The following is a 22,790-nucleotide window of genomic DNA, read 5'->3' as shown; positions in this document are numbered from 1 at the left end:
TTATCTGTGAAGCAGACGTTAAAACTAACAGATATTATCGCAGTAGGCTTTATGCTATTTGCGTTCTTTTTAGGTGCGGGCAATATTATCTTTCCACCTCTAGCGGGTCAGTTAGCGGGTGAAAACTTAATGCCAGCTATGTTTGGTTTCTTGCTAACAGCGGTAGGTCTACCTCTTATTACTATCGTTGCTATTGCTGTTGCTGGTGGTTCTTGGGATCACTTGACGCAAGATCTTCCGAAAAAAGCGGCAGTTCTTATGGCTGCACTGATTTTCATCATCATTGGTCCTGCGTTTGCAGCGCCTCGTACTGGCCTAGTGGCTTACGAGATGGCGGTGAAACCTTTCTTCCTTGAGGCGTCACAAACGCATCTGACAGCGTTCTCAGTGATCTTCTTTATCGCAGCGATGATGTTCTCATGGTTCCAAGGCCGTTTGATCGATCTTATCGGTAAAGTACTGACACCAGCATTGTTCGTTGGTTTGATCATTCTTGCTGCCGCTGTCTTCCTTGATCCTCAGGGCGATATGATTGGCGCGCACGGTGAATACCTAACGCAGCCTCTGACCAAAGGCTTCTTAGAAGGCTACAACACAATGGATACGTTCGCGTCATTGATGTTTGGTATGCTGATGGTTGATGCACTGCGCGGTAAAGGCATTACTGAGCGCTCTGCAACTACTAAATATCTGATCTATGCAGGTTGTATTGCTGCTGCTGGTCTTGCGTTTGTTTACATCTCACTATTTTACTTAGGTGCGACGAGTGCAACGGTTGCTGCTGGTGCTGATAATGGTGGCCTAGTGCTTAGCCAATACGTTCAAGCGTTGTTTGGTCCATACGGTCAAATCGTTCTGTCTGTCATCGTATTGCTAGCGTGTCTGACAACCGCGATTGGCTTGATTTCTGCGTGTTCAGATTTCTTCAGCTCGAAAACACCACTGTCATACAAGCAATGGGTACTGATTAATGGTTCTGTTTGTGCATTGGTTGCAAACGTTGGTCTTGCGCAGCTGATTTCTCTGTCAGTGCCAGTATTGTTTGCGCTGTACCCTGTGGCGATTGCGTTGGTTGCACTAACATTTGTGCGCAGCAAACTGCCGAATCCACGCTTTGCTTACCGTGCGGTACTGCTTGTATCTCTGCTGTTTGCGTTAGTTGATGCGGCAAAAGTATCGGGTATTGATGTTTCTGCGTTTAACATGTTGCCACTATTCGAAGTCGGCATGGGTTGGGTGCTTCCAACATTTGCGGCTATCGTGTGCATGTTCTTCATCGCGAAACCTCGCCCAGAGCTAGCACAAGAAACCGCGTAATCAAGATAATAAAAAGCCCGATGAATTACTTCATCGGGCTTTTTACTTTTTAATGATGACGTGTTTGCGCTATTAAAGCGTGTCGTGGAATTCCACAAGAACTTGTTCACACCATTTTTCGATGCGTTCATCACTCAGTTCGTACTGTGAGTCTTCATCTAACGCAAGTCCAACAAACTTGCTGCCATCTTCGATCAATGCTTTCGATGCTTCAAATTCGTAGCCTTCATTTGGCCAGTAACCGATAAAGGTTGCGCCTGTGGCTTGCAATTCATCGTGAAGTAAGCCCATCGCATCTAAATACCACTCTCCGTAACCTTCTTGGTCACCCAGACCAAACAGCGCTACAACTTTGCCTTTCAGTGGTGTGGTCGCGATGTCTTGCCAAATCGCGTTCCAATCTTCTTGAATTTCACCAAAATCCCAAGTTGAGATGCCAAGGAGTAATAAGTCGTAGTCCGCCATTAGTGATAACGGTGTCTCTTTCACATTGTGAATGTCGACAAGGTCTTCACCAATAAGGGTACGAATTTTCTCTGCTGCCATTTCGGTGTAGCAGGTCGTTGAGCCGTAAAAGAGTCCGATTTTCATTATATTCGTCGTTATTTGTGTTGCTGTTGTGGAAGATTCTAACCATAAATTGAGGAAGATTGCAGCGAATATCCTATGTGGGATGATTTTTTATGGTATTGGATTGGCAGGTGCTTTAATCTAAATACTGTAAATATAAACAGATAAGGAAGCATTCATGACGGCACAACAGCCTGTCAATCAACAAGATTTTTCGCTTGTTGAGCAATTCTTAGATGCGATGTGGATGGAGCGTGGCCTATCAGAGAACACGTTGGCTTCCTACCGAAACGATTTAATGAAGCTGCTCGTGTGGATGGAGAAACATCGATACCGTCTTGATTTTATCAGTTTGTCTGGCTTGCAAGAATATCAAAGCCACCTTGTAGATTTAGATTACAAACAGACGTCTCGTGCGCGTATGTTGTCGGCGATTCGCCGTTTATTCCAATACCTGCATCGTGAGAAGGTGCGCGCTGATGACCCGAGTGCGCTCTTGGTTAGCCCTAAACTGCCACAACGTTTACCCAAAGATATTAGTGAAGAGCAAGTGGACGCGTTGCTCGAAGCGCCAGACCCGAATGACCCTATAGAATTGCGCGATAAAGCGATGCTAGAGCTACTCTACGCGACAGGGTTGCGTGTGACAGAGCTCGTCAGTTTGACCATGGAAAATGTTAGCTTGCGCCAAGGGGTGGTGCGCGTGACTGGTAAAGGTGGTAAAGAGCGCCTGGTTCCTATGGGGGAAAACGCGGTCGATTGGATCGAGACGTTCATTCAACAAGGGCGCCCTGCGTTACTTGGTGATACATCATCTGATATTGTTTTTCCTAGTAAACGCGCAAGACAGATGACTCGTCAGACGTTTTGGCACCGTATTAAATACTATGCTTTGATAGCAGGGATTGATACTGATCAGCTGTCGCCGCACGTACTGCGTCATGCCTTTGCCACGCATTTATTGAACTATGGCGCAGATCTCAGGGTCGTACAGATGCTTTTAGGACATAGTGACTTATCGACCACGCAAATTTATACTCACGTGGCGACTGAACGATTGAAGCAGATCCACAGTCAACACCACCCAAGAGCATAACAATGGTTAGATTCATCCATGTCCTCTTGGAAAAACGATTTTACATTAAGGTGAATTTCATGAGCGTATTACGCCGACTAACTCTGCTGACTTTACCATTTTTTGTTACCGCTTGTGGTGCAGAAGAAAGTCAGGCTCAAACGGAGACTCCTGCGCAACAAGTGGCGCCAGCTGCACAAAGCGGCTTTGATGAAGCAGCATTAAAAACTAAGTTCTCAAAGCTTGGTTTATCTATCGTTGATATTCAACCATCAGACGTCGCTGGCTTATTGGAAATTCAAACCAATGGCGGGATCCTGTTTGCTTCAAATGATGGTAGCCATTTTATCGCCGGTACGCTTTATGCCATTAATGATGATGGCAGTTACAAAGATGTCATAGCAGAGCGTCAAGCGCCGCTTAACGCCGAGAAAATTGCGCAGTTCTCCGATAGCATGATCGAATACAAAGCCGACGATGAAAAGTACGTTGTGACCGTATTCACCGATATCACATGTGGTTACTGTGTGCGTCTGCATAGCCAAATGCAAGGCTATAATGATCTAGGTATTACAGTGCGTTACATGGCTTACCCTCGCCAAGGTGCAACTGGCCCTGTGGCAGAACAAATGGCAACGATTTGGTGTGCTGAAGATCCGGCGTCGGCAATGCACAACGCGAAAGTGAATCGTACATTTGATAACCCTGCGAAAGACCTGAAACAGTGTAAAGAAACCATCCAGGCGCATTACAATCTAGGTCGCCAATTGGGTATTTCTGGTACGCCAGCAATCTTCTTACCGAATGGCGAAATGGTTGGTGGCTACCTACCACCTGCAGAGCTATTGAAACGTTTAAAGCAACTATAATCCATTAGGAGCAGAGTCGGCAAAGTTGTCGGCTCTTTTAAGCATGATAGAAATTCAACGACGTCCTGAACCTGATCTTTCCCTTCTTCCTGATTCCATTCCTCCGATTCTTAAACGTATCTACATCAACCGTGGGATAACGGATCTTTCACAATTAGAAACGTCGGCCCGTGGGTTGCATTCATATCAAAAACTCGGGGGGATTGAGCAAGCTGTCGATCTTTTGTTTCAGGGGATAAAAGAACAAAAACGCATCATCGTTGTCGGTGATTTTGACGCTGATGGCGCGACAAGCTCAGCATTATCAGTACTCGCGCTGCGCATGCTTGGTAGTCACAATGTGGATTACCTAGTGCCAAATCGTTTTGAAGACGGTTATGGGTTAAGCCCAGAAGTCGTTGACCAAGCCTTAGAGCTTGGCGCTGAGATGATCATGACGGTGGATAACGGCGTCTCATCAATCGAAGGCGTGCGTTACGCAAAAGAAAATGGCATTACCGTGCTTGTTACCGATCACCACTTGCCAGGACAAGTGTTGCCTGATGTGGATGCAATGGTGAACCCAAACCTTGAGAGCTGTAGCTTTCCATCTAAAGCGCTTGCGGGTGTAGGGGTCGCGTTTTATCTCATGATGGCACTATGCGTTCATATGCGAAAACACAATTGGTTTGCAGAACAGGGGATGCAAGAGCCCAAGTTGATGGAATTGATTGACCTTGTTGCACTGGGTACCGTCGCCGACGTCGTTCCATTGGATGAAAACAACCGCATTCTTGTACACCAAGGCTTGCAACGTATTCGTGCGGGCAAAGCGCGTCCCGGCATCCAAGCGTTAATTGAGGTCGCTAAGCGCGATGCGCGTCGTTTAGTTGCGTCCGATTTTGGCTTTGCTTTAGGTCCACGTATTAACGCAGCAGGCCGTCTTGATGACATGTCTTTCGGTGTTGAACTGCTGATGTGTAACAACATCCACGCTGCTCGTCGCATGGCAAGTGAATTGGATGGCTTGAACCAAACTCGTAAAGAGATTGAAGAAGGCATGAAGCAAGAAGCGATGGCTTTCTGTGAGCGCCTTCAGTTTGGTGAAGGCAATGAGCTTCCTTATGGCCTAGCCTTGTTCCAACGTGATTGGCATCAAGGTGTGATTGGTATTTTGGCTTCGCGCATTAAAGAGAAGTTTCACCGTCCAGTCATTGCATTTGCTGATGGCGGAGAAGGGACGATTAAAGGCTCGTGTCGTTCTATTCCGGGGCTACACATGCGCGATGCGTTGGATTTCATCGATACGCAAAACCCGGGTTTGATCATCAAGTTTGGTGGACACGCCATGGCAGCAGGCTTAACGATTAAAGAGCAGGATTTTGAGCGTTTCAGTCGTTTGTTTGATGAAGTGGTAAAAAAGGAACTCGATGAAGCGGCGCTAAAAGGCGTGATCATGTCAGATGGTGAACTTAAGCCGGAAGAGTTCTCTATGCATGTTGCTGAACAGCTGCGATCGGGTGGCCCTTTTGGACAAGCCTTCCCTGAACCAATCTTTGATGGTGAGTTTAAAGTACTGCATCAAAAGCTGGTGGGTGAGAAGCATCTTAAATTGATGTTAGAGCCGCTTTATAAAGGTCACCCTACGAATGTGATGATCGACGGCATTGCATTCAATGTTGATCTACGCCGATGGCCAGATGCATCGGTTAAAACAGTACGTCTCGCGTATAAGCTGGATGTGAATGAATTTCGTGGTAATCAATCATTGCAATTGATGATCGACCATATCGAAGCTAAGTAATACCTAGATTAACCTTTCTTATAGAGTACGGTTGCCCCTAAGTGGGCGTAAAATTTTATGACCGTGCTCTCTCTCACCGCAATCTGATTTCTCATCCGAAATTTTCCTGTATCTCGGTCACATTTTTCAGTAGAATTTCTCGGTTAAATTCTATTCTAAAATGTTGAGTAAACATGTTTGAAATCAATCCAATTAAAAACCGTCTGCAGGACGTGTCTCAGCGCACAAATGTCCTGAGGGGGTATCTTTGACTATGACGCGAAGAAAGAGCGTCTAGAAGAAGTCAACGCAGAACTTGAACAACCAGATGTATGGAACGAACCTGAGCGTGCGCAAGCACTGGGTAAAGAGCGTGCATCACTAGAAGCGGTTGTTGAAACCATTGATCAACTAGAGCAAGGTGTGGAAGATGTAGAAGGTCTTCTTGAGCTGGCTGTAGAAGAAGAAGATCAAGAAACATTTGACGAAATTGAACCAGAACTTGCTGAGTTGGAAGAGAAGCTAGAAAAGCTTGAATTCCGTCGTATGTTCTCTGGCGACCACGATAGCTCTGATTGTTACATCGATTTGCAAGCAGGTTCTGGTGGTACAGAAGCACAAGACTGGACTAACATGCTGCTGCGTATGTACCTACGTTGGGCAGAAGCGAAGGGCTTCAAAGCTGAAGTGATTGAAGTCTCTGAAGGTGAAGTCGCGGGTCTTAAGTCGGCAACAGTTCGCATCTCTGGTGAGTATGCGTACGGTTGGTTACGCACTGAAACGGGCGTCCATCGTCTTGTTCGTAAATCTCCGTTCGATTCAGGCGGTCGTCGCCATACGTCATTTGCTTCTGCGTTCATCTATCCAGAGATTGATGAAAACATCGACATCGACATTAATCCTTCCGACCTACGTATTGACGTTTACCGTGCGTCAGGCGCAGGTGGTCAGCACGTAAACACCACAGAATCTGCGGTACGTATTACGCACGTACCTACGAACACAGTGGTTCAGTGTCAGAATGACCGTTCTCAACATAAGAACAAAGATCAGGCAATGAAACAGCTTCGAGCGAAGCTATTTGAGCTTGAATTGCAAAAGCAAAACGCGGAAAAACAAGCTAATGAAGACGCTAAGTCTGACATTGGCTGGGGTAGCCAGATCCGTTCTTACGTATTGGATGACTCACGTATTAAGGACCTCCGTACGGGCATTGAAAACCGTAATACTCAAGCGGTTCTTGATGGCGATCTGGACAAATTTATTGAAGCTAGCCTGAAATCAGGTCTATAAAGCTTTTCACCGACAAAAACAGGATACATCGAAAATGACTGATGCTGTTCAAAACGAAACTGTACTAGAAGAAAATAAGCTGATTGCTGAACGCCGCGCTAAACTGGATGCAATCCGAAAGAGCTGCAAAGCGAACGGCCATCCAAACGACTTCCGTCGTGACGCACTAGCGGGCGACCTTCAGAAAGAGTTCGGTGAAAAGACGAAGGAAGAGCTAGAAGAGCTTAACCACGTAGTAGCAATCGCTGGCCGTATCATGGCTAAACGTGGTCCATTCTTGGTAATTCAAGAAACTTCTGGCCGTATCCAAGCTTATGCTGACAAAGCGGTTCAAAAAGTACTTAAAGAAAAATACCAAGGTCTAGATATCGGTGACATCATCGGTGTTAAAGGTGCACTTCATAAGTCTGGTAAGGGTGACCTATACGTGAACATGGAAGAGTACGAGTTGCTAACCAAAGCACTACGTCCACTTCCAGAGAAGTTCCACGGTCTAACTGACCAAGAGATGCGTTACCGCCAACGTTACGTTGACCTGATCGTTAACGAAGACTCTCGTCAAGCGTTTGTAGTACGTTCTAAAGTAATGTCTGCAATCCGCAACTTCATGATCTCTAAGCAGTTCATGGAAGTTGAAACGCCAATGATGCACGTTATCCCTGGCGGTGCGAGTGCGCGTCCATTCATCACGCACCACAACGCACTAGACATGCCAATGTACCTACGTATCGCGCCAGAGCTATACCTGAAGCGTCTAGTTGTTGGTGGTTTTGATCGCGTATTCGAAATCAACCGTAACTTCCGTAACGAAGGCCTTTCTCCACGTCACAACCCAGAATTCACAATGATGGAATTCTACATGGCGTACGCAGACTACAAAGATCTGATGGACCTAACTGAAGAACTACTAAGCTCAGTGGCGCAAGAAGTTCTAGGTTCAACGTCAATGCCTTACGGTGATGAAACGGTTGAGTTTGGTGGTACTTACACTCGTATGAGCATGTTCGAAGCAATCAAGCACTACAACCCAGACCACGCGCAAATCCAAGCGCTAACAGAAGAAGACCTACAAAACCGTGATCTAATGGTTTCTATCGCGAAATCTGTTCACGTTGAAGTAGAACCTTTCTGGACATGTGGTCAGCTTCTTGAAGAGATCTTTGGTGAAACAGCAGAACCTAAGCTAATGCAGCCTACGTTCATCACTGGCTACCCAGCAGATATCTCTCCACTAGCTCGTCGTAGCGATGACAACCCGTTCTTTACAGACCGCTTTGAATTCTTTATCGGTGGCCGTGAAGTAGCGAACGGTTTCTCAGAGCTTAACGATGCTGAAGACCAAGATGCACGCTTTAAAGCACAGGTTGAAGCGAAAGAGTCTGGTGACGACGAAGCAATGTTCTACGATGCAGACTACATCACTGCTCTAGAGCACGGCCTACCGCCAACAGCAGGCCAAGGTATCGGTATCGACCGTTTGGTTATGCTACTGACTAACACGCACACTATCCGTGACGTGATCTTATTCCCTGCAATGCGCCCGCAGGCGTAATTCGATAGGATGAGTAAAAAACCACCTTCGGGTGGTTTTTTTTGCCTTTTAGTTAAGCTGATTCAAGTTGTTGCATTTGCCTTTTAATGGGATATGCAAATAAACATTCGCCAAATCTCAATCTATTGCATAGTCTTAATACTGAGACAGACGTGAGGGGGCGGAGTCTCGATAATGTTACCCGCTCGCAAAGATAAGTTTGTGGCACAAAATTTCTATTAACAATGAAAAAGGGTTAGAGAATGGCTGGGCAGTTTAAGATGGATTCCATCCCGGGATCGCTTGTGGTAGTTGGCGGTACTTATGAGCCTTGGTTATCGGTACTGGAGCAAGTGGGCTGGAAGTGTCACCAAGTAGGTGACTTACGCAAAGCTAATACGCTGTTAGAAGATATTGGTCCATGTATCGGTATTGTTGATCTCAGCCATGACGAGTTCAGCTTGAATGGTTTGGCGAACTTAGTCAGCTCTCACAAACACGTACGTTGGTTAGCGTTTATTCGTGAATCTCAGCTTGGCACTGACACCATATGCCAGTTCATTGTTAACTTTTGTATCGATTTTTTTACAGCGCCGATCCCAGATGCACAGTTATTAAGCACAATAGGTCACCAGCTTGGCATGCTTAAGTTGGAGAAAAAAGTTTGGCCTAGTTTTGGTAGCAGTTTAGATATGGGGCTGATCGGTGAATCTATCCCGATGAAACGTTTACGCGATCAAGTGAAGCGCATCGGTCCAACAGACGTCAGCATTCTGATTTCTGGGGAAAGTGGGACTGGTAAAGAGGCGGTTGCTAGGGCCATCCATAAAGTCTCTTCACGCTCTCATAAACCGTTTATGGCAATTAACTGTCGCGCACTCAATGAACAACGTTTCCAAGCTGAAGTATTTGGTATTAACGCCGATGAAGATATGGAAGCATGCCTGCTTGAACAAGCAGATGGCGGCACCGTGTTGTTTAACGACATTCTTACCATTTCAAAAGAGCAGCAAATGAATCTGCTGAGATTCTTGCAAGAAGGCACCATTGATACCAAAGATGGCGTAAAAGCGGTTAACGTGCGTATTCTTGCTGCTAACTCGTCAGATGTTGAAAAAGCTTTGATTGACGGTGACTTCAATGAAGAGCTTTACCATTACATCAACGTTCTGCGCATCAATGTCCCTAGCTTGAAAGAACGTGCGAGTGACATCGCATTGCTGGCTCGTTTCTACTTACAAGAGTTCTCAAAAGAGTACAACTCGCAAGCAAAAAGCTTTTCTGAGGATGCATTCAAGGCACTGACACGTTATTTCTGGCCTGGAAATGTGCGTGAGCTGATGAACCAAGTGAAGCGAGCGGTATTAATGTCCGACAGCGTAATGATTGAAGATCATCACTTAGATTTACCTCAACGTAATGACTCAAAGCGCAGCTTGAAATCAATCCGAGAGAAGAGTGAACGTGATGCGTTGCTGGTTGTTTTGGAATCTCATTCTGGTCAAGTTTCAAATGCGGCGAAAGAGCTCGGAGTTTCGCGTGCAACCATGTATCGACTACTTAATAAACATAACTTGATTTCCGAACAAGCCATGTAGTTGGCCTTTCCCTGTGTTAAATAGGCGAATAAATACAATAAAAGAGAGTGGCCACAGAGCCGCTCTTTTTATTTTTGTTTGGTTTGATTTATAAAATCCGCAAATTTATATATTCCTCAGGTGAATATGTTATACATAAAAGTATATGAAACTAAATTGCGGTGTATTGATTTGTTTTTAATCAAAAAGGCAAAAAATGTTTGATATATATTCATCAAAGCTTACAATTTAACCGTAACTCAATGAGTTATACCTTTCATAAACGGATTAATTTTTAGCTAGGAGGCGCAAGATGAAACATTACGTTGTTAACACCACTGCTTGCGCTGATCGTATGCCTATCGCTCCGATAACCCTTAAATCGGATGATACCAATACCACTGGCTCACAAGATAAAAATTAATCCGTAACCTATCATATTTATTACTAGGCTGCGGGAAAGTAGCGGCTTAGTATCAACAGAATATTTCTGTTCATTTTACGCACTATTTTTTCCCAGTCGAATACATCGATAATCGGAGAAAATATTATGCGTCACTCTATTTACCTACAATTGGCCACTTTGCTATTGAAAGCAGACCTTAAACGCGAAGAAAAACAATGGCAGCGTACCATACGCCGAACTGCTCATGATATTCCATGGACGAATGTTCATCTATTGAGGGATATTGGTTTAGATCGCGATGGTCGTTCTACACGTGCCAATGTTCCGGATGCAGTAAAAGTTGAACGTCGAGTTCGTCACCTTCGTCGAGTCTTAACGTCGCGAATAATGACGTAATGGTTAGCGTGTTGGACTGACTGAGTTGCTAACGAGTCATTCAACACGCTTAACTTTTTATATGAAGTATGACTTCATTGGATAAACAGCTGATCTTGAAGATCAGCTGTTTTCGTTTGAAGGGAGCTTTACTGTTAAGGGCAAGGATTCGAGTAAGTTGTACCTATTGCTTGAATTTCAGTAAGTAGCTCGTCGCTAAGTTGCAAATCAATACTGTCGATATTGGCTTTTAATTGGTCTAGGTTTGTTGCTCCGATAATGTTAGAAGCAACAAATGGACGCTGATTGACAAACGCGAGCGCCATTTGTGCAGGGTTTAGACCATGCTCTTGAGCTAAATTGACGTAAGCTTCGGTCGCTTTAACACCTTGTGGAGTGAAGTAGCGCGCAAAACGCTCCCACTTAGTGCATCGAGCGCCTTCAGGTTTTGCCCCGTTTAGGTATTTACCACTCAGGCAGCCAAATGCCAAAGGAGAGTAGGCAAGTAACTGAACGCCTTCGTAATGGCTGATTTCAGACAAGCCAACTTCGAAGCTGCGGTTCAATAAGTTATATGGGTTTTGAATGGAGACAATTCTTGGCAAATCGTGCTTTTCTGCCAAACGCAGTAGCGACATCACCCCCCACGGCGTCTCGTTGGATACGCCGATATAGCGCACTTTACCTGCATTCACTAATTCAGTAAGCGCTTCCAACGTTTCAATTAACGTGACTTCTTCTTGTTTGTCAGGGTATGGGTAGTTGAGTTGACCAAAGCAGTTGGTTTGACGCTGCGGCCAATGTAGTTGGTACAAATCGACATAATCGGTTTGTAGACGATTAAGGCTGTCATCAATTGCTGTATGGATGTGGCGACGATTAAGGCTCATGTTGTCTCTAATGTGAGGAACATTGCGAGGGCCTGCCACTTTTGTTGCCAGTACTACTTTCTCTCTTTTGCCGCTTTTTGCTAACCAATTACCGATGTATTGCTCGGTGAGCCCTTGTGTTTCCGAGTTTGGCGGTACAGGGTACATCTCTGCGGTATCGATGAAGTTCACCCCATGATCGAGGGCAAAGTCGAGCTGTTCAAAGGCGTCCTTTTCTGTGTTTTGCTCGCCAAACGTCATAGTGCCGAGGCAGATTTTACTGATCTCAAGTGATGAGTGCGGTAGTTTTGTGTATTGCATATCACGTCCTTGAAGAGTTACCGACTAAATAAGTGACTCCAATATAGGGGATTTTTAGCCGCAATCGCAAATGATTTACGTATAAAGGAAGAGCAAACTCGAAAGCTACAGTTAGCCTAACTACACTTAAATGATCGTGTGAAGGAGGTATGTTATGCAGAAGCATCAATTGGACATGTGGCTACATGGTCCACATAAAGATACTTATAAAACTCCCAAAGTATTTGTGATTGGGTGTTCTGATGTCTCTGACTATCTTTTAGCTGTGGAGTACAAGCATCAACTTGAGCCGATTAAAGACGGTGAAGACCCGATACATTTTGGCTCTCTAGACTTAGTAAAAGAAGAACTATTGAGGCTAGGGATCGATAAAGCGTATTTAAGGCTGCGCAATGCGTATGACGAATGTGGCACTGAAGAGGCGGCCTCATACTGCGATATTGAGTTATCGCTCGTGACGCACTAAATAGCTGATATGGTTTTATTCTGGTTGAGTGTTAATGTAGTGCTTGAGTAAGATCTGTTCAGTAAACTGTGTTCTAAGGTAAAAGCCTCGGGGCAGAGTTTTCATCGGCTTACCATTTGAGTTGTATGCTTCGGTGAGCGCTTTTGCATTTGCGGCTTTAGGGCGAAGATGCAGCGCTTCTCCGTGTCTGGCGGAAATTTGATCAAATCTTCCCAAGACGATCATCTCCATTAACTCTTCCCAGTCATTTCGCAAAATCCGTTCTTCTTCTTCATCTGGTGACCAAATTAGTGGACTGCCCACACGTCTTTCAGGGAGTGGGATTTCTCGTTCTCCTTCTACGGGTACCCAAAGGACACGAGATAGCTTGTTTCGAACATGACTTGTTTCCCATGTAAGACCATGAACACCAGTGAGGGGGGCCACAGAAACAAAGGTTGTTTCTAAAGGTTTGCCAGAGTAACTGATCGGAATACTTTTCAACTCGATCCCTAGTTTTGCGAAATCTTGTTGAGGTTTACTGCCAGCTGGAGCGCCCAAGTGCCATTCGAGTAATTGACCCACCCAACCTTTATCACGTTTTAAGTTTTCAGGAACAATCATATTCGCCTCGGCGGCCAACTCAGCAAAACAGAGTCCTGCCATATCATGCGCTCGTTCCAATAGCTCTGCTTCTGTTTGTGGTTCTGGTTTCATAGTTACAAGGTGGTATTACAAAAAATATAGTTTATCAAACTCCGACCAAATCTACTGTTTAAGATTTCACCGAGGCGGTGTAAGAACGATCAATTCATAACTTATCCACAGGTGGAGGAGGTATTGATAAGATCCTGGCGGGGTCTGTATGAATAAACAGGGGTTAAAATGCATTTTTGGGGTTGATTTTGTTGTAATCATCTAAACGAATAGCAGGTGAGTGTGGATAAATAGCCTGTTGGTGGATCTTTGACCGATCTGAGTTTGGTGAAAAGATCATCAAGAAACTGAAGATCGAATTATCGTTGTTTTTAAAAATAAATACTTTTTTATCAATGTTTTATGTTTATTTTTTTGTTTCTTCATCTGTTTTGCTTTTGATGGGATTGAACTGAATTACTCATTTGAATTGAATTCTTCACAAAGTTATTCACAGAAAAGGTGAATAAATGTGGGCAATGTCTCACTCTTGTGTTGATAAGGTATGGTTTGATTAAAAGATATCCAAAAATGGTGAAAAGGTAATAAATCTTGCTCATATCACATCAGTAAGTTTGCTAGTAATGGGGATATGTGGAAAAATCACGGTAATAAAAAATTTATTCATAGAGGTTAGCCAGTGATAGATGGCGATGGTTACCGACTTAATGTTGGTATTGTGATATGTAATAACCATGGTCAGGTCTTCTGGGCTAAACGATACGGGCAACACTCATGGCAATTTCCACAAGGTGGGATTGACGAAGGTGAAACCCCTGAACAAGCCATGTTCAGGGAGTTATACGAAGAAGTCGGTTTAACGAAAAAAGACGTTAAGATCATTGCAACAAGTCGTCATTGGTTAAGATATAAGCTACCAAAGCGATTGGTGCGTTGGGACTCCAAGCCTGTTTGTATCGGCCAAAAACAGAAATGGTTTCTGCTGAGATTAGAATGCGATGAGTCTCGCATTAATATGCAACGCGGAAAATCCCCTGAATTTGATGGTTGGCGCTGGGTAAGTTACTGGTATCCAGTTAGGCAAGTTGTTTCTTTCAAGCGAGATGTTTATCGACGAGCGATGAAAGAATTTGCATCCTTAGCCATGCCTTTTCGAGAGAGAAAAGCGAAAGGGAAAAGAAAAAAGCAACGTAGAGGATAATCATGCTCAGTCAGCTAAGGGAAATAGTTGAGAAAGTCTCCAGGGTCGATGATGTGCATCTGGCACTCGATATATTGGTGAAAGAGACTTGTGCTGCCCTTAGTACTGAGTGCTGTACTATCTATCTTGCTAATGAAGAAATGCAGCGCCTTGAGTTAATGGCAACTCAAGGCCTTATTTTTGAAGGTGATAGTATTCATATCAACTTCAATGAAGGCTTGGTTGGGTTGGTAAAACGAAGCGCTGAACCCCTTAACCTTGCCGAAGCCTCAAAACACCCCGAGTTCAAATTCTTTCCTCAACTCGGCGAACAGATTTACCACTCTTTTTTAGCTACTCCAATCATTCATCGTAAACAAGTTTTAGGTGTGTTGGTGATCCAACAAAAAACGCCGCGCTTGTTTAGTGAAATGGAAGAATCGTTTCTTGTTACCTTATCCGCTCAGTTAGCGGTGCTCATTGCACATGCGCAGAATCTTGGGCATTGGCAGTTAGCATCTAAACCCACGGTATTAAAAGGTTTGCCTGCGTCTACTGGTGTCGCGATTGGAGAGTTTTGGTTCGACAATACCCAGCCGAGTTTATCGGATGTTTTCCCTTCGTCCACGTTAGATAAGGAACGCGAGCACGAGACATTACTGGTGGCCATAGAGCGAGCGTTAAATGACTTTCGCCGTATGCGGAAAAAGCTGGACAGTGAAATCAACAAAGATGCGCTGGCGATCTTCGATCTGTTTACTCACTTACTGAATGATCCGATGCTTCGCGGTGATTTGAAGAAGCAGATTGAAAAAGGAGATAGGGCAGACTGGGCGTTACGCCAAGTTGTAGAGTCATACTCGAATCGATTTGCAAGAATGTCGGATGTATACATGCGTGAAAGAGCGCAAGATATCCGAGAGTTAGGGCAAAGGCTGCTCTATTTTCTGCACAACAGTGAGCAAGAAAATTCTGCAATTGATCGTCCCATTATTTTGGTGGCGAACGAACTCACTGCCACCTTGCTCGCTTCTGTACCTAAAGAGTTTTTGTTAGCCGTCGTATCATTAGAGGGAGGCGCAAACTCTCACGCTGCCATTTTATCTCGAGCTCTTGGGGTCCCTGCAGTCATGGGCGCCAACATTAATCCGGATGTGGTGAATGGCAAACTCGGGATAGTCGACGGCTATACGGGTGAGATCTTCTTAGAGCCAAACCGCCAGTTGTTGCGAGAGTATCGCAGCTTAGTAAGCGAAGAGTCTGAACTGTTTGCCATGGTAAACAAGGACCTCGCACTCCCTGCGGTTACGCAAGATAATCACCATATCGAAATTATGCTGAATGCGGGACTCAGTGCAGACAGTAATATTGCCATCAACACAGGTGTTGATGGTGTTGGGTTGTACCGAACTGAGATTGCATTTTTACTTCAGCATCACTTTCCTTCGGAAGATGAGCAGTATCATCAATACCAAGCAATACTTAACAGCTATCCGAATCAACGAGTAGTGATGCGTACTTTGGATATTGGTGGTGACAAACCTTTGCCGTATTTGCCCATCGAAGAAGATAATCCGTTTCTAGGCTGGCGTGGCATTCGTTTTACATTGGATCATCCAGACATTTTCTTGATCCAGCTGCGTGCAATGTTAAGAGCGAGTGCAGAAAGCGGAAACTTAAGTATCTTATTGCCAATGGTGTCAGGGGTAAAAGAGCTAGACGATGCCATTAGCTTGATTAATCAAGCTCACAGCGAAGCCGTTTTGCTTGATGATAGAATTCAATTCCCACAAATTGGGGTCATGATTGAAGTACCATCGATGGTGTATCTGTTGCCAACGATTGCTCACCGTGTTGATTTTGTTTCTGTCGGGACAAACGATTTAACTCAGTATTTATTAGCGGTAGATAGGAACAATTCGCGCGTAGCGGATGTCTATGAATCTATGCATCCTGCGGTACTGTTAGCGCTTAAGCAAATCCATGAGGTGTGTGATAAATATCAGGTGCCCGTGTGTATTTGTGGTGAGCTAGCGGGTGATCCATTTGGCGCTCTTCTCTTACTTGGGTTAGGGTATACCAGTTTGAGTATGAACACCTCCAACGTGGCTAAGGTGAAATATTTGATTCGTCATAGTCAACAAGAAGAATTAGAAAAATTAGCGGAGCAAGCAATGACAAAGTCCTATGGGGAGGACATTCATCAAATGATGCATGACTTCTTCATTCAACAGGGCTTTGCGGGCTTTATCCGTGCAGGTAAAAAGTAGGAAATCGTGACCGTCTCTTTATTTTTGTTATTGTTGGCGCTAGGCGCTTTTGTGGGTGTGATGGCGGGGTTACTCGGTATCGGTGGTGGTTTGATTGTTGTTCCTGCCTTGTTGTATTTGCTTCCTCTTGCTGGGATCTCTCCAGAAATGAGTATGCACATGGCCTTAGCCACTTCGTTAGCGAGTATTATTGTCACGTCTGGCTCATCGGCGATGAATCACCTTAAGCTCGGCAATGTCGATATGTTTGTCGTAAAATGGTTGATGCCTGGTGTGGTCATTGGTGGCTTTGTTGGTGCCAATATTGCTGAGTGGATCCCTACACACTATTTGCCGAAAGTGTTTGGTGTCATTGTTCTTTGCCTGTCAGTACAAATGTTTCGTTCCATTAAAGTTACGAGCAGTAAACCTATGCCGAGCAGCCCTGTGACTGTAGTTTACGGCACGGGAATTGGTGTCGTATCAAGCCTTGCTGGTATTGGTGGTGGCTCACTGTCGGTACCATTTTTAAATAAACATGGGATAGAGATGCGTAAAGCGGTGGGCTCATCCTCCGTTTGTGGTTGCGTGATTGCTATTTCTGGTATGATCGGCTTCATCTTACATGGCTATAAAGTGGAAGGCTTACCTTCATACAGTATTGGCTATGTTTATCTTCCCGCTTTATTAGCGATTGCTATGGCCTCGATGCTCACAACAAAAGTGGGTGCGAAGCTGGCAACTAACCTTCCAACTGCGGTATTAAAAAAGATATTCGCGGTGTTCTTAATGTTTGTTGCAGCGACCATGCTGCTCTAAGTTTGTACCCAAGTCATTCTCGCTGAACCAAGCATCTAGAGGTTACTTGGGTATATTTATTTTGTTGTGATAAGAAGAGAATGATTTATGTCTCAGGGATATATTGAATTTCCCAATATTGATCCGGTTTTAATCTCTATTGGTCCTGTTTCGGTTCGTTGGTACGGTTTGATGTACCTTGTGGGCTTTATGTTTGCTCTATGGTTAGCTAACCGACGTGCGGATAAGCCTGGAAGTGGTTGGACACGAGAGCAGGTTTCTGATTTGTTGTTCGCAGGCTTCCTTGGCGTGGTGATTGGTGGCCGTGTAGGCTACGTGCTTTTCTACAATTTTGAGCTCTTCCTGGCTGACCCTTTGTATCTATTTAAAGTGTGGACCGGTGGTATGTCTTTCCACGGCGGCTTACTGGGTGTGATTACTGCGATGTTCTGGTATGCACACAAAAACGGGCGAACTTTCTTCGGTGTTGCTGACTTTATCGCGCCGCTTGTGCCATTTGGTTTGGGTATGGGGCGTTTAGGTAACTTCATGAACAGCGAGTTGTGGGGCCGAGTAACGGATGTGCCTTGGGCGATCGTTTTCCCAAATGGCGGTCCACTGCCACGTCATCCATCGCAGCTTTATGAAATGGCGCTTGAAGGTATCGTACTTTTCTTCATCTTGAATTGGTTCATCAAGAAACCTCGTCCTCTAGGTTCTGTTTCAGGGTTATTTTTAGCTGGATATGGTACATTCCGCTTCTTAGTTGAGTACGTGCGCGAACCAGACGCTCATTTGGGTTTATTCGGTGGCTTTATTTCCATGGGACAGATTTTATCCCTGCCAATGGTGGTTATCGGTGTCCTCATGATGGTTTGGGCATACAAACGTGGTCATTACAAAGACGAGTTACCACAAAAGACGAAGTAAGGTATTGGTGTGAAACAGTATTTAGATTTGTGTCAACGCATCGTTGACCAAGGTGTTTGGGTTGAAAATGAGCGTACAGGCAAGCGCTGCCTGACCGTAATCAACGCGGATTTAACCTACGATGTTGCGAACAATCAATTTCCGTTGGTCACCACACGTAAAAGTTTTTGGAAAGCGGCCGTTGCAGAGCTATTAGGGTATATTCGTGGTTACGATAATGCGGAAGATTTTCGTAAGCTGGGCACGAAAACCTGGGATGCCAATGCCAACCTAAATGATGCCTGGTTGAATAACCCATACCGTAAAGGTGAAGACGACATGGGCCGTGTCTATGGGGTTCAAGGGCGCGCCTGGGCGAAACCTGATGGTGGTCATGTTGACCAGCTACGTAAGATAGTGGATGACTTAACGCGTGGTGTTGATGACCGCGGTGAAATCTTGAACTTCTATAATAAAGTACCCCTCAAAAAACTACTAGTTAGTGAGTGGGTGAGTGAGTTGCCTTTTATATCAAGACTTTTAAGATGCTTTAATACTAGTAGTCACTACCAGTACCCACTACAAGTTACTCAAGGAGCCTAGCAATGAAACAATATCACGACTTAATGAAAAGAATCCTTGAAGAGGGTGCAGAAAGGGGAGACAGAACAGGTACAGGTACACTTTCAGTCTTTGGTCATCAAATGAGATTTAACCTATCAGAGGGTTTTCCGCTGGTTACAACGAAGAAATGTCATTTACGATCCATTATCCATGAACTCCTTTGGTTCTTGAAAGGAGACACCAACATCACTTACCTAAAAGAAAATGGTGTAAGTATTTGGGATGAGTGGGCAGATGAGAATGGTGATCTTGGCCCTGTTTACGGATATCAGTGGCGGTCTTGGCCTAATTCTGACGGTAGCCACACTGACCAGATTGCGAATGTGGTAGATGCTATTAAGAACAACCCAAATAGCAGAAGACACATGGTTGTTGCCTATAACCCATCTTTTGTAGATGAGATGGCACTACCTCCATGTCATGCGATGTTTCAGTTTTATGTAGCAAATGGCAAGCTTTCGTGTCAGCTTTATCAGAGAAGTTGCGACGTTTTCTTGGGGCTTCCGTTTAATATTGCCTCTTATGCGCTTTTAACTCATATGATTGCACAACAGTGTGATTTAGATGTTGGAGACTTTGTTTGGACTGGAGGGGATACTCATCTTTACCTTAATCACTTAGAGCAAACTAACCTCCAGCTTTCAAGAGAACCATATCCACTTCCAGAGCTGAAAATCAACCGCAAACCTGACAGCTTATTTGACTATAAGTTTGAGGACTTTGAAATCGTAGGCTACGAATCTCACCCTCATATCAAAGCTCCTGTAGCCGTATAAGCAGCTTGCCCCTAAAGGCTTAGCAAGGTGATGGTCTCATTGCGTGAAACCATCACCCTGCCAAAACGCATAGTTCACTACTCGCTAGGCATTTATGATTTTTCTTGACCATTCGCTGAAACACGTTTGTGGACAAAGGCGAGTTTGACAGCCGCAAGCAAGTCTCTCTCAAAAAAGGCCGTTTGGCAGTATTGATTTATTGCTTAATGTTCCCGACTGCAAAACGTCGGAATCAAGATGAACCCTTTGTGATAAAATGCGTTTGAATAGATGATATAAAAATTAATTTAAAATAAAGGTATATTTTTTTTAATTAATCTGTATAGTGGTCTTTGCTCTGACACAGAGTTGTTTCAAGATAAAATATAAAGAAAGTTTTCCAGCGTCATCCCTAGCAAGTTTCTCTCTGTAATCTCCTTAATGCTCTATCCTAAAATAATACCTATGTTCAGTGCACCTTAATTTTAATTTTATAAGGGGCATAATATGTCTAATCAAGTAATTGGTACAGTAAAGTGGTTTAACGAAACTAAAGGTTTTGGTTTTATTTCTCAAGAAAATGGCGATGATTTATTTGTTCATTTCAGAAGCATTTTAGGCGATGGCTTTAAGAAGCTTATTGAAGGCGAGCAGGTTTCCTTTACTGTAGGTAAAGGTCCTAAAGGCCTTCAAGCAGAAAATGTAACGACTATTTAGTCTTACAATTGAATTTACACTGCCTCGTCATACGCCTGGCGAGGTAGTTGCTCTGACAAAGATTTGTTTCAAGATAAAATATAAAGATAGTTTTCCAGCGTAATCCCTAGCAAGTTTCTCTCTGTAATCTCCTTAATTACCTATCCTAAAAATACTTATGTTCAGTGCACCTTAATTATAATTTTTTATAAAGGGGCATAATATGTCTAATCAAATATTTAATAATGAGAATAGAAATAATAAAAACAAATCTATTCAAAATAAAGAAACATCAATACATAAAAAAATAAAGATGAATAGCCTTCTCCAAAGGATTGCTAATGGTGAGACTGGTGTTGTTTTAGAGGAACTACTTTGAAAAATCACGGTAGAAAGAAGATCTGGTTTAAGTTAAAAAAGTGCGAATCATACACTAAAAAAATTTTATTATATTGAATGTAAGGTTTGTACAAGGTTGCTCATAGAAAGACTATGCTCTTCAACAGATGAGCTTTGGAAATAGCAACAACGAAATATCTGGGGCACACATCATATTATGACAAGTGGAACGTTAAGTTGCTTAAACTGTAGGAGCGATGAAACATACTCGTAGTGCTCAGGTTTGTGAGATGAGGTAATAACCATTCTATGATGGTTTTTTGCCGTCCATACTCCTTGATAATCAGTTGCTTGCCTAGTCCAGCTTTTAGGCAGAAACCAAGTCAGTTCGAACGTTTAAGCGTGAAACAATGCCATATTGAAAGCATCACACCACTACGTCTCCTCAAAAGGAATAGGACCATGCCGACCTAAAACACACCGTGATGGATAGCGAAACTATCTTCATGAAAAGTCTAACGAACGCCAAGCGCTCAGCTGAGCATCATGCGCCAGAGGGTGCAATACTAATTAAGATTAGAGATTTAATGGATCAGATGCTAAGTCGAATAACGCTTGATGCTTGATGCTTGATGCTTGATGCTTGATGATAGCTGGGTAGATAGCTGTGAAGACTGACGTTGGTTAGCAATCATGATTCGTTTTTCGTAGTAGCCTTTGACACAGTTTGGATTGTTTGTCTGACAAGGTTTGCTCACGATTAAGTTGATCTCGTAAACCTGTCAGCATGTCTCGGTCCAAGTTGCTCAGCTTTTCGGAATGTAAGAGGAGTGTCGTATTGATAAGCTCAGAGAGGTTTCGTGAACTCATAGTCCCCACTCTTTATCCCACTTTTTTTGTTCTTCAATCTCTTCTATGCGTTTGCGAACACCCATTTTTTTCAACTCTTCTGGTATTCGTTTAATCCCTTTCTGATTAATACTAAATTGCTTCTGCTTTTGTGTCGGTTTAGGTAACTTGCTCATATATCATCCTATTGATGCTAAGAAAGATGATTTTATTCAGATTAGAATAAAGCCATTTCAATTCATTATCTCTTATTAATGTATCGTTCCGCGTTTGCAAAAAGTTTATCGCATGCTTTTTTCTGTGCTAAATATTCTGATGAACTTTCAGTCATAGAGTCGAGAATTTCTTTCGCTTCTTGATATTCTTTTACCATCGCAGCGAATCGTTCTTCGAAGTTGTTTTTCTGTGTTTTCTTGCTTGATTTTCTTACTGGTTTTCTCATATTGCTTCTTATCTTATCGATCCAAAAATTTATTTTATTCGTATTTCGAACGTTCAGAATCTTTATTAAAAAATAAAGTAAAAAAGTCTCCTCGACAGAAGAGACTTTTTATAAATATCTTACACTAACGTAACATTATCCGCTTGAGGACCTTTGTTACCTTGTTCAACAACAAAAGAAACCTTTTGGCCTTCAGATAATGTTTTGAAGCCATCACTAACAATTGATTTGAAGTGAACAAATAGGTCAGAACCGCCGTTATCAGGAGTGATAAATCCAAAACCTTTGGATTCATTAAACCATTTTACTAAGCCTGTTGATTTATTTGACATAATATATCTCGATACATTGATTAAGTTAAAAAGAAAGCTACTAAATAAGGAATGAAGAAAAAGGTATCGCAGGATAAATATGACGAATTTAATCGAATAAAAACTGAGAAGATCTTGAACTAAATATTTTACTAATAGCTCATCGTTTGAGATTCTGACACTATACACTATATGAACATAATAGATATCTATTTCTTGATTGATTTTTATTGTCCATAAAATCAATGACATAAAAAGTGAAAGGCTGAATTGAAATCAACAGTATCATTAAAAATAATTATTGCAAAACAGATATTCGATACAAGCATGATCCCTAATTCTAACTTTGAATGGGGCAAAACATTGCTAGCGATGATCACCGCTGATAAGCCTTTGGACAACACCTTAATAGAGGCTTTGCTAATTTAGCTGCATTTAAAGGGTTAAGAGCGGTATTGAAAATACTCTAATCTGATGGCCAAATTCACTCATCCACTGGGCTTTGTTGCGTAATTCAGACGAGAAACCAAACCTCCTAAAGTTGACCGACTTTTATACAATATACTGAGTT

Annotated in this window: 23 protein-coding genes; 17 read left to right on the top strand and 6 right to left on the bottom strand. The window is 43.3% G+C overall.

Annotated features, from left to right (window positions below; translation table 11 throughout):
- Positions 1 to 6 precede the first annotated feature (6 nt).
- A complete protein-coding gene (brnQ, locus tag R7041_RS18130; RefSeq protein ID WP_085569645.1) occupies positions 7 to 1,317 on the top strand; it encodes a branched-chain amino acid transport system II carrier protein in 1,311 nt (436 codons plus the stop codon).
- Positions 1,318 to 1,389: 72 nt separating this feature from the next.
- Here brnQ and fldB read toward each other — a convergent pair whose 3' ends face one another.
- Positions 1,390 to 1,908: a flavodoxin FldB gene (fldB, locus tag R7041_RS18125; protein ID WP_005381790.1), complete on the bottom strand. Its 519-nt coding sequence runs from the start codon at positions 1,906 to 1,908 to the stop codon at positions 1,390 to 1,392.
- A gap of 157 nt (positions 1,909 to 2,065) precedes the next feature.
- Between fldB and xerD the strand changes: the two genes are divergently transcribed.
- The 7 genes from xerD (at position 2,066) to R7041_RS18090 (ending at position 10,796) form a co-directional block, all read left to right on the top strand.
- Positions 2,066 to 2,983, top strand: a complete 918-nt coding sequence (gene xerD, locus R7041_RS18120) for a site-specific tyrosine recombinase XerD (RefSeq protein ID WP_005381788.1) — start codon at positions 2,066 to 2,068, stop codon at positions 2,981 to 2,983.
- Positions 2,984 to 3,042: 59 nt separating this feature from the next.
- Entirely contained in the window at positions 3,043 to 3,831 is a 789-nt protein-coding gene (gene dsbC / locus R7041_RS18115) for a bifunctional protein-disulfide isomerase/oxidoreductase DsbC (protein WP_005381786.1), read from the top strand.
- A 43-nt stretch (positions 3,832 to 3,874) separates the two neighbouring features.
- Positions 3,875 to 5,614: a single-stranded-DNA-specific exonuclease RecJ gene (recJ, locus tag R7041_RS18110; protein WP_017635068.1), complete on the top strand. Its 1,740-nt coding sequence runs from the start codon at positions 3,875 to 3,877 to the stop codon at positions 5,612 to 5,614.
- A 173-nt stretch (positions 5,615 to 5,787) separates the two neighbouring features.
- Positions 5,788 to 6,886, top strand: a protein-coding gene (gene prfB, locus R7041_RS18105) for a peptide chain release factor 2 (protein WP_100068604.1) whose coding sequence is annotated in 2 segments (ribosomal slippage) — positions 5,788 to 5,862 and positions 5,864 to 6,886 — 1,098 coding nt in all. Because the reading frame shifts where the segments join, the coding sequence is not laid out codon by codon here.
- 34 nt (positions 6,887 to 6,920) lie between these two features.
- Complete coding sequence (gene lysS, locus R7041_RS18100; RefSeq protein WP_005382861.1) at positions 6,921 to 8,438, top strand: lysine--tRNA ligase; 1,518 nt, start codon at positions 6,921 to 6,923, stop codon at positions 8,436 to 8,438.
- A 242-nt stretch (positions 8,439 to 8,680) separates the two neighbouring features.
- Positions 8,681 to 10,015, top strand: a complete 1,335-nt coding sequence (vpsR, locus tag R7041_RS18095; RefSeq protein WP_005385970.1) for a cyclic-di-GMP-binding transcriptional regulator VpsR — start codon at positions 8,681 to 8,683, stop codon at positions 10,013 to 10,015.
- 529 nt (positions 10,016 to 10,544) lie between these two features.
- The gene (locus R7041_RS18090) at positions 10,545 to 10,796 is read left to right on the top strand and encodes a hypothetical protein (RefSeq protein ID WP_005381776.1); all 252 of its coding nucleotides are present in this window, start codon (positions 10,545 to 10,547) and stop codon (positions 10,794 to 10,796) included.
- 134 nt (positions 10,797 to 10,930) lie between these two features.
- On the opposite strand, the gene R7041_RS18085 is transcribed toward R7041_RS18090, so the two are convergent.
- Positions 10,931 to 11,965: an NADP(H)-dependent aldo-keto reductase gene (locus R7041_RS18085; protein WP_005381774.1), complete on the bottom strand. Its 1,035-nt coding sequence runs from the start codon at positions 11,963 to 11,965 to the stop codon at positions 10,931 to 10,933.
- A gap of 154 nt (positions 11,966 to 12,119) precedes the next feature.
- Here R7041_RS18085 and R7041_RS18080 point away from each other — a divergent pair, with 154 nt between their 5' ends.
- A complete protein-coding gene (locus R7041_RS18080; protein ID WP_169701225.1) occupies positions 12,120 to 12,431 on the top strand; it encodes a DUF6482 family protein in 312 nt (103 codons plus the stop codon).
- Between the two features lie 15 nt (positions 12,432 to 12,446).
- On the opposite strand, the gene mutH is transcribed toward R7041_RS18080, so the two are convergent.
- Positions 12,447 to 13,127 carry a DNA mismatch repair endonuclease MutH gene (gene mutH, locus R7041_RS18075; protein ID WP_005385968.1) on the bottom strand — a complete coding sequence of 227 codons (681 nt, stop codon included), beginning with the start codon at positions 13,125 to 13,127 and terminating at the stop codon, positions 12,447 to 12,449.
- Positions 13,128 to 13,746: 619 nt separating this feature from the next.
- Between mutH and rppH the strand changes: the two genes are divergently transcribed.
- The 8 genes from rppH to R7041_RS18035 all read left to right on the top strand — a co-directional run bounded on the left by rppH (position 13,747) and on the right by R7041_RS18035 (position 20,657).
- Entirely contained in the window at positions 13,747 to 14,268 is a 522-nt protein-coding gene (rppH, locus tag R7041_RS18070; RefSeq protein ID WP_005381953.1) for an RNA pyrophosphohydrolase, read from the top strand.
- A gap of 2 nt (positions 14,269 to 14,270) precedes the next feature.
- Positions 14,271 to 16,517: a phosphoenolpyruvate--protein phosphotransferase gene (gene ptsP, locus R7041_RS18065; RefSeq protein WP_005385966.1), complete on the top strand. Its 2,247-nt coding sequence runs from the start codon at positions 14,271 to 14,273 to the stop codon at positions 16,515 to 16,517.
- A 6-nt stretch (positions 16,518 to 16,523) separates the two neighbouring features.
- The gene (locus tag R7041_RS18060; RefSeq protein WP_005385965.1) at positions 16,524 to 17,315 is read left to right on the top strand and encodes a sulfite exporter TauE/SafE family protein; all 792 of its coding nucleotides are present in this window, start codon (positions 16,524 to 16,526) and stop codon (positions 17,313 to 17,315) included.
- An 87-nt stretch (positions 17,316 to 17,402) separates the two neighbouring features.
- Entirely contained in the window at positions 17,403 to 18,224 is an 822-nt protein-coding gene (lgt, locus tag R7041_RS18055) for a prolipoprotein diacylglyceryl transferase (protein ID WP_005381948.1), read from the top strand.
- A 9-nt stretch (positions 18,225 to 18,233) separates the two neighbouring features.
- Complete coding sequence (locus R7041_RS18050; RefSeq protein WP_347880013.1) at positions 18,234 to 18,806, top strand: thymidylate synthase; 573 nt, start codon at positions 18,234 to 18,236, stop codon at positions 18,804 to 18,806.
- A 2-nt stretch (positions 18,807 to 18,808) separates the two neighbouring features.
- Positions 18,809 to 19,603 carry a thymidylate synthase gene (thyA, locus tag R7041_RS18045; protein ID WP_137034316.1) on the top strand — a complete coding sequence of 265 codons (795 nt, stop codon included), beginning with the start codon at positions 18,809 to 18,811 and terminating at the stop codon, positions 19,601 to 19,603.
- 486 nt (positions 19,604 to 20,089) lie between these two features.
- Positions 20,090 to 20,299, top strand: a complete 210-nt coding sequence (locus tag R7041_RS18040; protein WP_005380677.1) for a cold-shock protein — start codon at positions 20,090 to 20,092, stop codon at positions 20,297 to 20,299.
- A 202-nt stretch (positions 20,300 to 20,501) separates the two neighbouring features.
- A complete protein-coding gene (locus R7041_RS18035; RefSeq protein WP_020196713.1) occupies positions 20,502 to 20,657 on the top strand; it encodes a hypothetical protein in 156 nt (51 codons plus the stop codon).
- Positions 20,658 to 21,483: 826 nt separating this feature from the next.
- Here R7041_RS18035 and R7041_RS18030 read toward each other — a convergent pair.
- The 3 genes from R7041_RS18030 to R7041_RS18020 form a co-directional block, all read right to left on the bottom strand.
- Complete coding sequence (locus R7041_RS18030) at positions 21,484 to 21,642, bottom strand: hypothetical protein (protein WP_171822351.1); 159 nt, start codon at positions 21,640 to 21,642, stop codon at positions 21,484 to 21,486.
- Between the two features lie 65 nt (positions 21,643 to 21,707).
- On the bottom strand, positions 21,708 to 21,908 hold the full coding sequence (locus R7041_RS18025; protein ID WP_020196715.1) for a hypothetical protein: 201 nt from the start codon (positions 21,906 to 21,908) through the stop codon (positions 21,708 to 21,710).
- A 119-nt stretch (positions 21,909 to 22,027) separates the two neighbouring features.
- On the bottom strand, positions 22,028 to 22,240 hold the full coding sequence (locus tag R7041_RS18020; RefSeq protein ID WP_005380667.1) for a cold-shock protein: 213 nt from the start codon (positions 22,238 to 22,240) through the stop codon (positions 22,028 to 22,030).
- Between the last annotated feature and the right edge of the window lie 550 nt (positions 22,241 to 22,790).

This window comes from Vibrio sp. 1751 (assembly GCF_033339895.1).
Lineage (GTDB): Bacteria > Pseudomonadota > Gammaproteobacteria > Enterobacterales > Vibrionaceae > Vibrio > Vibrio alginolyticus.
This window is presented reverse-complemented; position numbering and strand designations above follow the sequence as displayed.

Coding starts and splice junctions, on each gene's coding strand:
- fldB (WP_005381790.1), bottom strand. CDS start 1,908: ATGAAAATCGGACTCTTTTACGGCTCAACGACCTGCTACACCGAAATG.
- xerD (WP_005381788.1), top strand. CDS start 2,066: ATGACGGCACAACAGCCTGTCAATCAACAAGATTTTTCGCTTGTTGAG.
- dsbC (WP_005381786.1), top strand. CDS start 3,043: ATGAGCGTATTACGCCGACTAACTCTGCTGACTTTACCATTTTTTGTT.
- recJ (WP_017635068.1), top strand. CDS start 3,875: ATGATAGAAATTCAACGACGTCCTGAACCTGATCTTTCCCTTCTTCCT.
- lysS (WP_005382861.1), top strand. CDS start 6,921: ATGACTGATGCTGTTCAAAACGAAACTGTACTAGAAGAAAATAAGCTG.
- vpsR (WP_005385970.1), top strand. CDS start 8,681: ATGGCTGGGCAGTTTAAGATGGATTCCATCCCGGGATCGCTTGTGGTA.
- R7041_RS18090 (WP_005381776.1), top strand. CDS start 10,545: ATGCGTCACTCTATTTACCTACAATTGGCCACTTTGCTATTGAAAGCA.
- R7041_RS18085 (WP_005381774.1), bottom strand. CDS start 11,965: ATGCAATACACAAAACTACCGCACTCATCACTTGAGATCAGTAAAATC.
- R7041_RS18080 (WP_169701225.1), top strand. CDS start 12,120: ATGCAGAAGCATCAATTGGACATGTGGCTACATGGTCCACATAAAGAT.
- mutH (WP_005385968.1), bottom strand. CDS start 13,127: ATGAAACCAGAACCACAAACAGAAGCAGAGCTATTGGAACGAGCGCAT.
- ptsP (WP_005385966.1), top strand. CDS start 14,271: ATGCTCAGTCAGCTAAGGGAAATAGTTGAGAAAGTCTCCAGGGTCGAT.
- lgt (WP_005381948.1), top strand. CDS start 17,403: ATGTCTCAGGGATATATTGAATTTCCCAATATTGATCCGGTTTTAATC.
- thyA (WP_137034316.1), top strand. CDS start 18,809: ATGAAACAATATCACGACTTAATGAAAAGAATCCTTGAAGAGGGTGCA.
- R7041_RS18040 (WP_005380677.1), top strand. CDS start 20,090: ATGTCTAATCAAGTAATTGGTACAGTAAAGTGGTTTAACGAAACTAAA.
- R7041_RS18035 (WP_020196713.1), top strand. CDS start 20,502: ATGTCTAATCAAATATTTAATAATGAGAATAGAAATAATAAAAACAAA.
- R7041_RS18030 (WP_171822351.1), bottom strand. CDS start 21,642: ATGAGCAAGTTACCTAAACCGACACAAAAGCAGAAGCAATTTAGTATT.
- R7041_RS18025 (WP_020196715.1), bottom strand. CDS start 21,908: ATGAGAAAACCAGTAAGAAAATCAAGCAAGAAAACACAGAAAAACAAC.
- R7041_RS18020 (WP_005380667.1), bottom strand. CDS start 22,240: ATGTCAAATAAATCAACAGGCTTAGTAAAATGGTTTAATGAATCCAAA.